Source organism: Bacillus salipaludis, assembly GCF_004358205.1.
Map to the genome: position 1 here is coordinate 120,473 of NZ_SMYO01000007.1, position 13,027 is coordinate 133,499.

Below are 13,027 nucleotides of genomic sequence, written 5' to 3' on the forward strand. Positions count from 1 at the left end.
TTGGGAGTTTTTATCATGAAAGATGCAAAATGTGAATGTGGACATGTGAATCCCCATGGAACCGTGCTATGTGAAGCGTGTGGAAAGGTATTGGATGAACAGGAGAAAGAAAAACAATTAGTTGACATGCGCTATGAGGGAAGTGCACGACGTTCACAAACCTATAATAAAACCATTATTGATAAAATATGGAATTTTTTCTCTTCTGTAAAGGTTGGGGTGTGGCTAATTGTCATAACCTTAATAGCCTCTGCAGTAGGGACGATTTTTCCACAGGAAGAATATATACCGCAAATAATGCCTGCAGACGAGTATTATCAGAAGGAATATGGCTGGTTGGGGAAATTATATTACCAGCTTGGCTTTAATGATTTATATGGTTCATGGTGGTATTTATTATTGATTGCGATGATTGGAATTTCCTTGGTTATTTGCAGTCTTGACAGGGTTGTGCCTTTATATAAAGCTTTAAAAGCTCAAAATGTTACAAGACATGAAGGTTTTTTAAAACGTCAGCGTGTTTTCGGAGTCAATCCATCCATTAATACAGATGATTTCACAAAGGTAAAAGAACATTTAAAGGCGAAGCGCTATCATGTTCGTGAAGAAAATGGGGATTTGTTAGCGGAAAAGGGTCGTTTTTCCCGCTGGGGCCCATATGTAAACCATGTAGGTTTGATCATTTTTTTAATTGGTGCAATGCTTCGTTTTGTTCCTGGAATGTATATTGATAAATCCTTGTGGATTCGTGAAGGAGAAACTGCTGTTATTCCTGAAACTAATGGTAAATACTACCTGAAGAATGAAAGATTTATCTTACAGCTATATGATAAGGACAAAGACAAAAAATTTGATCAGGCTCTTAATAGAGTCAACCAAGTGGCTAAAAATTATCAATCTAATGTTGTTCTCTACGAAAGAGTCGGCGAAAACATTCCTGGTGAAAAGCCGAAGCTAAAAAAGGTTAAAGACTATGGTATTCGTGTTAACGATCCATTATCCTTTAACGGGTATTCAGTCTATCAAGTCGATTACAAGCTTGATGAACTGCAGTCTATGTCTTTTGCGTTGACGAATAAAACGACTGGAAAATCCTATGGGGATTTAAAAATCAATCTTTATAATCCTAAGCCTGTTTATGATCTTGGTAATGGGTATTCTGTGAAAGTTCTAAGCTATTTTCCCGATTTTGAGTTTGAAAAAGGCGGAGAACCTACTACAAAATCGAGAGTACCCAACAATCCTGCATTTGTATTTCGAATGATTACACCAGATAAACCAAAAGGGGAAACGAGTTTTGTTGCAATCCGACAAAATATTGAGCCTTTTGGTAATAATAAGTATAAAATGACATTTAGAGGCATCGAGACAAAAAATGTTTCTGGTTTAACAGTTAGAAAGGATTTAACGATTTGGGCCATCATCTTGGGCGGTATTGTTTTTATGATTGGGGTTGTCCAAGGCGCTTATTGGAATCATCGTAGAATCTGGATTCAACATAAAAATGGCGAGGTATGGGTTGCAGCCCATACAAATAAAAACTGGTACGGTCTGAAACGAGAAATGGAAACGGTTTTAGCGGATACGCATTTTACCATGCCTGAGGATCAGCTGCAAAAAGATAGGACGGAGAAGGAGGAAGCATAGTTGGTATCACTTAGTAGTAATTTGCTGTTTATTGCTTTTATTCTTTACTTAATTGCTACCTTATTTTATGGAGGAGCGATTAAAGCGAAAAAAAATATAGATGAGAAAAAAGGAACCAACAAGTGGGGGAAAATTGCTGTATTTTTAACGATTATTGGTTTCATCTCTCAATTGGGTTACTTTATTCTAAGATGGATTGCTTCTGGACATGCACCAGTAAGTAATATGTTTGAGTTTACAACCTTTTTTGGTATGGCTCTTGTCGGGGCATTTATTGTTATCTATTTTATTTATCGAGCCGTCCTTCTTGGATTGTTTACCATGCCCGTAGCTATTCTAGTCATTGCTTACGCAAGTATGTTTCCGCGTGATATAACGCCATTAATACCAGCATTGCAAAGTTATTGGCTCTATATCCATGTGACCACTGCTGCAATTGGTGAAGCGATATTAGCCATTAGCTTTGCGGCAGGTTTAATCTATCTTGTAAAGGCGGTTAATCAATCGAAATCTAGTAAACAAACCTTTTGGCTTGAAATTGTCATGTTTGGTCTTGTTACCACATTGGGATTTGTTTTAGTTTCTTCCATTTTTTCCGGAATCGGTTATCATGAGAAATTCAACTGGGTTGATAAAAATAAAAATCAAGTGCAAGTTGAATACACAATGCCCGCTGTTATTGGGCCTCATAAAGGAGAATTAGTAACAAAGGGTGGTTTTGAACCGGTTGTGGAAATGCCGGCAATGATCAATGCTAAAAAAATGAACACGGTCATGTGGTCCTTTGTTGGAGGACTGATTCTTTACGGTATCATTCGCTTAGTGCTTCGAAAACGAATTGCCGCAGCTCTTCAGCCGTTTGTAAGAAATATTAAACTCGATTTTGTTGACGAAATTAGTTATCGGTCTGTAATAATCGGTTTTCCTGTATTTACACTTGGTGCTCTCATCTTTGCAATGATTTGGGCGCAGGTTGCATGGACAAGATTCTGGGGCTGGGACCCTAAGGAAGTATGGGCTCTAATTACCTGGTTGTTCTATGCCGCCTTTTTACATCTCCGTCTGTCAAAAGGCTGGCATGGTGAAAAATCAGCATGGCTTGCAGTCATCGGCTTTGTAATTATCATGTTTAATCTAGTTGCGGTTAACTTAGTCATTGCTGGTCTTCATTCATATGCTGGATAATAGATAAGAATAGATTTAATCTTATAGCCTTCACAATTGGTTAGTGAAGGCTATTTTTAATAATAATTATTATACCCTGTCATAATTTTGACACTTTTAGGAAAGCATTTCTTTTGAAAATATAGCAAAAAATAAACTCATTTTGTAAAATAACAACATGGGGGGATTATTTAATGGAAAAAGACGTAAAAATCTTAGTTGTAGATGATGAGGAAAGAATTCGCCGACTTTTAAAAATGTATTTAGAGCGTGAAAATTATATGATTGACGAAGCTGAAGATGGAGAAGAAGCTTTATCTAAAGCGATAGAGAATGATTATGACTTAATTCTTTTGGACCTTATGATGCCTGGTAAGGATGGTATCGAGGTCTGCCGTGAACTGCGGGAAAAGAAAGCGACCCCTATCATTATGTTAACGGCGAAAGGTGAAGAGATCAATCGAGTGCAAGGCTTTGAGGTTGGTACAGATGACTATATTGTAAAACCTTTTAGCCCTAGGGAAGTTGTCCTGCGTGTAAAAGCTTTATTGAGAAGATCGTCTCAAACAAGTTTTTTACAAACTGAAACGACGACAAAAGACGTTATCGTATTTCCATTTTTAACAATTGATAATGATGCACATAGAGTTACTGCAGAGGGAAAAGAAGTAAGTTTAACACCAAAAGAGTATGAATTGCTATATTTCCTGGCAAAAGCTCCCGATAAAGTTTTTGACCGAGAACAATTATTAAAAGAAGTATGGCATTATGAATTTTTTGGAGATTTGAGGACGGTAGATACCCACGTAAAACGTCTTCGAGAGAAATTAAACAAAGTATCTGAACAGGCTGCCAGAATGATTGTAACCGTTTGGGGTGTCGGATATAAATTTGAGGTTGTAAATGGATGACCTTTCTACGAAGTGTAGTAGGTAAACTATGGATTACCATTCTATTACTGGTATCAGTTGTACTGTTTATTCTAACAGTGATGCTCCTCGAATTTTTTCAAAACCAAAACATTCTTGAAACAAAAGATAAATTAACTCATTCTGCAGAAAAAATTGCCCGTGTGTTGGAAGAGCATCCGAATGATCAATTTTCGCTTGCATTGGAGATATCATGGGAAATAATCGATGACGTTACAAAAGTAGTCATTGTTAAAAATGACGATGAGATTTACTACTCACCAAATACAAAAAAAGCAACGAAATTGACCATTTCAGATATTAAAAAAGACACTGAATTGGCAAAGGTTTTTAAAGAAAATAAAACGGTAGAAAAGGTTTCGGATTTTGCAGTAGACCAAAGTGACGGTAATCAAGAAGCAAGCTATTCTATTATTGGAGTGCCGCTTCATTTACCAAATGGAAAAATGGGCGCAGTTTTCATCTATCAGTCCTTAAAGGACATGCAGGAAACAACCCATTCGACAACACGATTTATTTTACTTGTCGCTGGAGTTGCTATTATCTTAACTACTATATTTGCCTTCTTTTTATCAACGCGAATTACAGCGCCACTACGAAAGATGCGAGAGGCGGCATTTGAAGTGGCGAGAGGGAAGTTTGATACAAAGGTTCCAATACTCACCCATGATGAAATTGGTGAGTTAGCAACGGCTTTTAATCAGATGGGAAGACAATTAAAATTCAACATGAATGCACTTAACCAAGAAAAAGAACAGCTTGCAAGCATCCTGAGCAGTATGGCAGACGGGGTTATTACCTTTAATCGTGATGGTACCATCTTAATTACTAATCCACCTGCAGATCGGTTTCTTCAATATTGGTACTATGAAAAAGGCCTATCGTCCCATTCAGAGGCAATTCCATCGAAAGTCATGGAACTATTCCAACAAGCTGTTGATACCGAAAAAGAGAAAATTGGTGAAATTTCTCTTCAGGGGCGTCATTGGGTCATTTTAGTGAGTCCGCTTTACAGCAACCGGTTTATACGGGGGGCTGTCGCGGTTTTACGTGATATGACGGAAGAACGGCTGCTTGAAAAAATGCGAAGAGATTTTATTGCCAATGTATCACATGAACTAAGAACACCTATTTCGATGCTGCAAGGATATAGTGAAGCAATTGTCGATGATATTGCGGAAACACAGGAAGAGAAAAAAGAGATGGCAAAAGTAATCTATGACGAATCATTAAGAATGGGACGCCTTGTGAATGAACTTCTTGATTTGGCAAGGATGGAAGCGGGACATATTCAATTAACGGTGGAGGAAGTTAATCTTTCTTCCTTTATAAATAGGATTATTCATAAATTCCAAGGTCTTGCCAAAGAGCATGAAATCTTATTAAGTTCATATATCGGGAATATAGTCAGTCCAATTTCTTTCGACCCAGATCGCATTGAACAGGTGTTGACCAATCTGATTGATAATGCCATTAGGCATACCCCAAAGGATGGAAGAGTGACATTAAAAGTTTCCGAGGAGAATAATAGAATTGTCATGGAAGTTGCTGATTCAGGTTCTGGTATTCCTGAGGAAGATTTACCGTTTGTATTTGAACGTTTTTATAAGGCAGATAAAGCCCGTACTCGGGGAAGGTCTGGGACTGGTTTAGGACTTGCTATTGCCAAGAATATTATTGAAGCCCATCGCGGACATATTTCCGTTCATAGTAAAATCGGTCAAGGAACGACATTTTCCTTCTTTCTTCCTCGAAAACAGGGAAAAGAGTGAATATTTTGACGATTGTTCTTGATACACAAGAAACATTTCAACTCATCCAATCAAAAATGGATGAGTTTTTTGTTTTAGGCAATGTTGTTAATTTCTTACCTATAAAGATTGGAGCGCAAATCAACCGAAATCACCTCTAAGAAATTCCTTCCTTTTTAACGGAAAAAAGTCTATATTTAGAGGAATAGAAAAATATTTTGGACTTTGAGAATTGTCCAGCTCCAGCGCCTAGCCCCTATAGGATGCTTCAGCCCTGCCGATGAAGTCAAAGAGCGACTTCACCGTCAGGGCCTCCAGCACTTGTCGGGGCTTACCAAGGCGCTTATGCTTTTCTAATAAAGTTGAAACTTTTTATACATAAATGTCGACTAATCTTTTGAACGGGGAGGGGAATAGATGGACTCCGTTTTCGATGAGTTATATCATAAATATCATCATGACGTATTTCAATTTCTATTTTATATGGTTAGAAATAAAGAACATGCCGAGGATCTTGTCCAAGAGGTCTATATTCGCGTATATAAATCTTATAGCCATTTTGAGGGGAAAAGCAGTGAAAAGACATGGCTATATTCAATTGCCAGAAATGTTGCCATCGACTTTTTCCGTAAGCAAAAAGGTTGGAAGGACCGTTTATTAGAAAAGTTTGATTGGTCCACAAGTCAAGTGAGGGACGAATACCCTATTCCAGAGGAAATAACGGTTCAAAAAGAAGAAATTATGAGTGTATACAAATGTTTGGAATATTGCACTGTAGATCAAAGAGCTGTTATTATTCTTCGTTATATCCACGATTTATCAATTGCAGAGACCGCCGAAACACTTGGCTGGACGGAAAGCAAGGTCAAAACTACCCAGCACCGTTCCTTAAAGATATTAAAGAAACAGATGGATTTACTTTCTGAAAAGGAGGGATTAAAAAGTGAAAAAGTCAGAGTGGAGCGATAAGCAGCTCGAAGAACTACTACGGCAAATGCCTAAAATTAAAGATCATCGCAATCCTCGTGACATTTATCAAAACCTTTCTTTAAAAAGGCGGAAGAAGCCAGCTTGGATTTTACCCGCAATAGCTTCAGCAGCTGCAGTACTTCTCATCGTAATTTTAATTCCAAAAATTCTTGTTAGTAATCAGATTTTCATGGATCAAGCAGATGAAAAGTCTAACAAAAAAATGGAACTTTTATCAGATAAACAAGAAAAAACAATAGAGATGAAAAAAGGCGAATCTTCTTCGAAAGCATTAGATTCATCAGGGACAGAGAAGTATGGACTTATGAGAGGGATGAATCAGAATACAGCTGCATATGAAGGGGATGTTGGAAATAGAAAGGTTTTAACCTATTGGATACCAGACCATCAAGGTCAGATTTTGATTCCTGTTTCCACGATCGTCAATCGAAAGAATAATCAATCATGGATGAGCCTATTCAATGAATATATGGTTCAGTTAAAAGAGGAAAAATGGGGGTTAAGTGATTTTTACCCTATGAATGCAACGCTATCCTTAAATGCAAAGGGCGATAGTGTGAATGTAGACGTTCCGAAAGACCATCCATATGGCCAAGGGGCAAATGAAACTATTTTTGTAAACGCAATAAAAAAGGATATTTCCACGAACAGTCATGTAAAAAGAATAAGGTTTTCAACCAATCGTCAACCCGGCATTGAATTAGGGGATTATGGTCATTTGGAAGAACTTAATGCTGAAAATGAAAGGCAAAGGGCTTTTTTCCTTTTTGTTCCCAGAAATCAGGATAAACCTTTTTTAGTTCCGTCACAAGATAAATATAATACCTTAAAAGCGGCCTTTGTGGCAATGAAAAAGGATCAATCTGAAGGGGGATTAAAAGCTTCTATTTTACCTGCAATAAAATTTAAGAAGATGTTAATAAGAAAGAATACCCTTTTTCTAACCCTAAAAGAAAAATCAATGATGGAGGATTCACAGAATACGATTTATTCGATTGAGGCTTTATTATTAACGGCAAAAGAGTTTGGAATAAAATCCGTTTTCATTCTTAATGCGCCATTAAAACGGGTAGGCAACTTTGATTTAACAAAAGAAATTAAAGTGCCCCTGGCACCCAATCTCCGATCTACCCCTTAATGTATGAAAGATCAACCCAATAGGTTGATCTTTTTCAATGTATAAAAAGATAAACCAATCCAAATTATAACAAGTATGCTTTACCATTCCTCTCCCAAGGAGGTTCTAAATGGAATCTAAATAACATATGGTGTGTTGGAGAGGAACAGATTTAAGGAGGAAAGTTAGTAATGTTGGATTATGTTAAAAGGTTTTTGATTGCTGCTATTTTGGCGGTTTGTGTCAGTTTGTTATTTTTAGGGGGAAGGCATACTGAAGCTAGCATGCTAAAGGCAAACGAAGTAAAAATTGATTGGATTTGGCCAGCAGATGGTGTTATTTCTGATACATATGGAACAAGATTTGGGAAACATAAAGGGATTGATATAGCAGGAAAATTAAATTCTCCTGTTTTAGCTGTTGACGATGGAGTAGTGGTCAAATCCTACTACTCTAATACATATGGAAATGTGGTTTTTATTAAACACCCAAATCAATTTGTTACCGTTTATGCTCATTTATTACAGCGTTTTGTAACAGAAGGACAAGCGGTCAAACAAGGAAAAATGCTTGGGAAAATGGGTAGAACGGGGCAGGCTACTGGTGTTCACCTTCATTTTGAAACACATGAATCAGCCTGGACCTATGATAAAAAAAATGCTTTTGACCCTGAAAGGCTATTAGGAAAGGCGGAGGTAGGGGAAACCGTCCAAGGGGGAATTGCAAGCAGTCGGGACAGTATCGTAGCCGCAAGCTCGAATTATCTGCGTGAATCACGGATAAATGTAAATCAATATATTGTTAAGAAAGGTGACACCTTGACCTCGATTGCCAAGAAAAGCAACCTTTCCATTGAAAAAATTAAAAATCTGAATCGGCTTAAATCTGATTTAATTAAACCAAAACAAATATTGATTGTTCCTGAATAAAAAAAACCCGCAAACCAGCGGGTTTTTTTTATGCATTAAACCCTCTCTGTTCTAAAGAGGGTTAGTAGCTTAACCAATGTTAGCTGGTTTATTCAAATTTAGTTGGATTACCATCGAATGGCTCTTCAGCAACCTTGATTGAATCAGTTGGACAGCCTTCAAATGCATCCATCATGTCATCGATTAATACGTCCGGAATTTCAACAATCCCTTCGTTATCGTCAAGAGTTACAAATGCAATGCCTTCATCATCATAATCATAAATGTCTGGTGCAGCTGCCCCGCAAGCACCACAAGCAATGCAAGTCTCTTTGTCAACAATTGTGTACTTCGCCATGAAAAAAAACCTCCCAAAAAATAACAAAAATTAATATTACTCTTTTCCACTATAAATGGAAAAGCATTTCTCTTACCTATTGTAAAACTGTATGTGTAACTTTTCAATAGAAAAATGGTTACAAATCAATGGCTGTTTTAGCATGCCCAATATTCTTCAACATTTTCATGAAACCAGATTGTTCATTTCATGGTAGAATATAATAGAAAAATGACTGAAATTGTCGATGAATTCAAAAAAGTGGTGGAGCCGGATGCAATCCTTAGAAAACATTATTCTTTATTGCCTAAAGCAATTAAATGGGGAACGGACAATTTATTCCATTTACCATCTGTTAAATGGAAAAAAATCGTCACAAACTATCCAAGATGCACACCTATATTCACTTAAAAATTTTTTTCGGATTATTGAACCTTTCCCAAGAGAATCCTTTGAAAGCATCATTCAAAGGATTCTTGAAACAGGATGGATTAATCCCAGTGGCGACCATCATTTTTTACTTACACCCACAGGTGAACTTCATTTGAATAATCATCCCTTGCCTCGCTATTTGAAAGGCTGGGAATATCAACATTTTGCTAATCCTTTTTGGGAAAGACTTTCTTTACTTGTTCAGGTTATTTCCAATTTAGTTCATCAAGAAAGCCGGTATATTCCTATACAAAAAAACAAAGATACTCATTTATGGTTGAAAGAGGTTGTAAAAAAATTCAAACATTCTCGAGATGACTTAGGAAGATTGCTTTTTATAGAATTAACCGATGTCTTTGATACAACGCCGGACGTCAATCCCGATGTACTGATATATCGATTAACTGGTTATCGGCAAATTGGTTTAACAGAGGGACAAAACGCAAAAATGTTAAATATGGAAAACCCTGAGTATCATATTGAATTTATCAATATCATTCATTATTTAATCCAAACGATAGAGGCCAATTTTGAACGTTATCCACTTTTATCATCCATTTTTCATGGACGTAGGAAAAATGATTCATTAACAATCTCTGCACGAAAAACTTGGGACTTATTGAAAAAAGGGTATAGCATCGAAGAAATTGTACAGATGCGCCATTTAAAACAAAGTACAATAGAAGACCATCTTGTGGAATTTGCCTTAAATATAGATGATTTTTCAATCGAAAAATATGTAGATAAAGAATTGCAAAATAAAATCATGAATCTTGCTTTTCAATTGCACACAAGGCAATTGAAAATAATCAGGAATAGTTTGACTCAGGCAAGTTATTTTCAAATTCGCCTTGTGTTGGCAAAGTATGGTGAATTGCGATGGAATTAGAAACATTATTAAAAAAGCATTTTGGGTTTGATACTTTTAAAAACGGACAAAAGGAAGTTATTTCATCGATTTTAGCCGGCAATGATACTTTAGCTATTCTTCCTACTGGTACGGGAAAATCTCTTTGCTACCAGTTCCCAGGATATGTCCTACACGGACAAATTATTATTATTTCGCCGCTTTTATCGCTTATGCAGGATCAGGTAGAACAGTTAATGCAGATGGGTGAAAAACGTGTAGTAGCTTTAAATTCCTTTCTTTCCTCTGAAGAGAGAAAAAATGTTCTGCAAAACCTAAGGAAATACAAGTATATTTTTATTTCACCGGAGATGCTCGGTATTGATTTTATGATTCGTAAACTTCAAGAACTTTCGATTTCGCTGTTCGTTATTGATGAAGCACATTGTATTTCCCAATGGGGCTATGATTTTCGACCTGATTACTCAAGAATAGGTTATATTCGTAAGAGATTAGGAAACCCCCTTACGCTTGCCCTCACTGCTACTGCTACCAGGAAGGTTAAGGAAGATATCGTCCAATCCCTGAATCTTCAAGAGGTTGAAATAATTGAGTCCACCGTAGATCGCCCTAATATTGCCTATTATGTAGAAAAACTAGCAGATATCCCCGAAAAACAACGGCGGGTTCTGGAGCTCGTTTCAAAACTGCAAACACCAGGTATCATTTATTTTTCAAGTAAAAAAGCTGCAGAAAAAATGGCGTCATATTTGGTGGAGAATGGTGTATCAAAAGTGATGGCTTACCACGGTGGACTGGATCACGAGCAGAGAATTTTAATACAACAGCAATTTATTTACGGTCAATTAGATGTCATCTGTGCTACGAGTGCATTTGGAATGGGAGTAAATAAAGAAAATATTCGGTTTATTATACACTTTCATATGCCTATGCAGCTTGAGTCGTACCTGCAGGAAATCGGCAGGGCAGGGAGAGACGGTTTACCAAGTGTTGCGATATTTTTATACTCCCCTTGGGATGAACAGCTTCCGTTACAGCTCGCAGAAGGTGAACTTCCTTCAGAACAGCAGCTGGACTGGCTGTTCACCAGAATAAGACAAGATTTTAATACTTATCAAGATTTTTCCGATAAGAGTCATCAATTTATTGAAAATGGCGGATTTTCAGAAATTCAGTGGCGAATCATTCAAACCTTCATTAAGCAATACAAGGAAGTAACAGGACCGGAAGAATTAAAGGAAATCATCTCGGATTATGTAATGGAAAGACGTTCAATTAAAAAAAGTAATATTTACTTAATGAAAAAATGGGTGGAAACCGACACCTGCAGAAGGGAATTTATTTTAAACTATTTTGAGGAGACATCGATTCAAAACAATGTAAAGCTTTGTTGTGATTGTTGTGGGATGGATCTTTTTAATTATCAATCCTTTAATAAAAAGGATTCTAAGGACAAAAACCCAAAGAAATGGAAAGAATATCTTGAGAAAATTTTAATCAATTGTGAGATGAGTGAATGAAAAATAAGTATAATGATTTAATTAGGGGGTTAACAGATCGAGAATTATTATTCCATCTGTATATGACTCAAATTATTCTAATAACCATTTCTATTATTTTAGGTATTTTATTATTTGATCATTTTTCTTTTTTACGCTATTTCCGCCTGAATGATATTAGGATTGTAAATATAGGCCTGCCTGCCGGAATCCTGGTTGTAATCGTAGATATTACCTTAATGAAATGGCTGCCATCTTCTTTTTATGACGATGGCGGGCTCAATGAGCGTATATTTAAAAATAAAAATATACTTCAGATTATCTGGATTGCCGCACTTGTGGCTTTTAGTGAGGAATTATTATTCAGAGGGATCATTCAAACAAAGATTGGATTGATTTTTGCAAGTGTTATTTTTGCCGTGATTCACTATCGGTATCTATTTAATTGGTATTTGTTTTTTAATATAGTATTGTTAAGCTTTTTTATTGGATTTATATATGAGTGGACAAATAATTTTGCGGTTACAATTGTGATGCATTTCGTAATCGATTTTTTATTGGGGATGTATATAAAAATTAGACAAAAGAAGTATGACGAATGGGAAGGGGACGCACCATGAATCCAGAGGAACCATATAGAGATCAGGCTGAGCGATTAAAACGCCGAATTGAAAAAATAAATGAAAAGCCGGAAAATGGTGAACGGTTACCTCCAAGAGGCCAGCTTCACCGTCAAAAACCGAAAAAAACCAAGGTGAAATTAAAATATCCGATCATCCGACTATTGGTTTTATTGTTTATCCTTCTGCCAATCACCTGTTTCAGCATCATCTCTTACTATCATGGAAAAAAGATAACCGGAGCAGAGAAAGTCTCAGGGAATCAATCAGGGTATGAATCCATCAAACTGGAAACGTCACAGCAAGATAAAGAGGCTGGCTCGGACATTTCTGAGTCTGAAAAGAAGGAAGTAAAACAAGATAGCAGTGACTTAAATGCTAAAAGTGATGATAATAAAACGGAACCAGCATCCAGCCAGCTGCCGGAAAAAAGTGAAGAGCCCAAAAAACCTGAACAGAACAAAACAGTCAAGCGTCAAACTGGGCAAAATGAAATGGAAAAAAGTAAAACCGATCAGCTTAAAACGGCTGCTCCAGCTGAGAAACGTAAATTAGTTTATCATACCGTTCAACCAAAGGAAACATTATTTAGAATTGCGATGAACTATTATCATTCTAAGTCCGGGATTAACATCATTCGAGATGCAAATCATCTTCAGAATAATCAAATTTATACGGGACAGGTTCTAAAAATCCCCTTAAATAACTAACCGATCAGACAAAAAGTGATCGGTTTTTTAATATTTTAAACATAATTCACCGGAC

Annotated in this window: 12 protein-coding genes; 11 read left to right on the forward strand and 1 reads right to left on the reverse strand. The window is 36.6% G+C overall.

Annotation, left to right across the window (positions count from 1 at the left end; genetic code table 11):
• Nucleotides 1-15 precede the first annotated feature (15 nt).
• The 7 genes from resB (at nt 16) to E2K98_RS16070 (ending at nt 8,527) form a co-directional block, all read left to right on the forward strand.
• Nucleotides 16-1,647 carry a cytochrome c biogenesis protein ResB gene (gene resB / locus E2K98_RS16040; RefSeq protein ID WP_133335825.1) on the forward strand — a complete coding sequence of 544 codons (1,632 nt, stop codon included), beginning with the start codon at nt 16-18 and terminating at the stop codon, nt 1,645-1,647.
• Complete coding sequence (ccsB, locus tag E2K98_RS16045; protein ID WP_133335827.1) at nt 1,648-2,832, forward strand: c-type cytochrome biogenesis protein CcsB; 1,185 nt, start codon at nt 1,648-1,650, stop codon at nt 2,830-2,832.
• Between the two features lie 173 nt (nt 2,833-3,005).
• Nucleotides 3,006-3,722 carry a response regulator transcription factor gene (locus E2K98_RS16050; protein WP_133335829.1) on the forward strand — a complete coding sequence of 239 codons (717 nt, stop codon included), beginning with the start codon at nt 3,006-3,008 and terminating at the stop codon, nt 3,720-3,722.
• Nucleotides 3,719-5,512, forward strand: coding sequence for an ATP-binding protein (locus E2K98_RS16055; RefSeq protein WP_133335831.1), 1,794 nt, complete (start codon nt 3,719-3,721; stop codon nt 5,510-5,512). The genes E2K98_RS16050 and E2K98_RS16055 overlap by 4 nt, the downstream gene beginning before the upstream one ends.
• Nucleotides 5,513-5,908: 396 nt before the next feature.
• Entirely contained in the window at nt 5,909-6,460 is a 552-nt protein-coding gene (gene sigX / locus E2K98_RS16060) for an RNA polymerase sigma factor SigX (RefSeq protein WP_133335833.1), read from the forward strand.
• Nucleotides 6,435-7,619 (forward strand): hypothetical protein, encoded by a 1,185-nt coding sequence (locus tag E2K98_RS16065; protein ID WP_133335835.1) that lies wholly within the window; start codon nt 6,435-6,437, stop codon nt 7,617-7,619. The genes sigX and E2K98_RS16065 overlap by 26 nt, the downstream gene beginning before the upstream one ends.
• 170 nt (nt 7,620-7,789) lie before the next feature.
• Nucleotides 7,790-8,527, forward strand: a complete 738-nt coding sequence (locus E2K98_RS16070; protein ID WP_133335837.1) for a peptidoglycan DD-metalloendopeptidase family protein — start codon at nt 7,790-7,792, stop codon at nt 8,525-8,527.
• 88 nt (nt 8,528-8,615) lie between these two features.
• Here E2K98_RS16070 and E2K98_RS16075 read toward each other — a convergent pair whose 3' ends face one another.
• A complete protein-coding gene (locus tag E2K98_RS16075; RefSeq protein WP_026573327.1) occupies nt 8,616-8,864 on the reverse strand; it encodes a ferredoxin in 249 nt (82 codons plus the stop codon).
• A 253-nt stretch (nt 8,865-9,117) separates the two neighbouring features.
• Here E2K98_RS16075 and E2K98_RS16080 point away from each other — a divergent pair, with 253 nt between their 5' ends.
• The 4 genes from E2K98_RS16080 to E2K98_RS16095 are packed head-to-tail and all read left to right on the forward strand — an operon-like array spanning nt 9,118 to nt 12,972.
• Entirely contained in the window at nt 9,118-10,164 is a 1,047-nt protein-coding gene (locus E2K98_RS16080) for a helix-turn-helix domain-containing protein (protein WP_165976298.1), read from the forward strand.
• On the forward strand, nt 10,155-11,663 hold the full coding sequence (locus tag E2K98_RS16085; protein ID WP_133335841.1) for a RecQ family ATP-dependent DNA helicase: 1,509 nt from the start codon (nt 10,155-10,157) through the stop codon (nt 11,661-11,663). Before E2K98_RS16080 ends, E2K98_RS16085 begins: the two co-directional genes overlap by 10 nt.
• Nucleotides 11,660-12,262 (forward strand): CPBP family intramembrane glutamic endopeptidase, encoded by a 603-nt coding sequence (locus E2K98_RS16090; protein WP_026573324.1) that lies wholly within the window; start codon nt 11,660-11,662, stop codon nt 12,260-12,262. Before E2K98_RS16085 ends, E2K98_RS16090 begins: the two co-directional genes overlap by 4 nt.
• Nucleotides 12,259-12,972, forward strand: coding sequence for a LysM peptidoglycan-binding domain-containing protein (locus E2K98_RS16095; RefSeq protein WP_133335843.1), 714 nt, complete (start codon nt 12,259-12,261; stop codon nt 12,970-12,972). Before E2K98_RS16090 ends, E2K98_RS16095 begins: the two co-directional genes overlap by 4 nt.
• Nucleotides 12,973-13,027 lie beyond the last annotated feature (55 nt).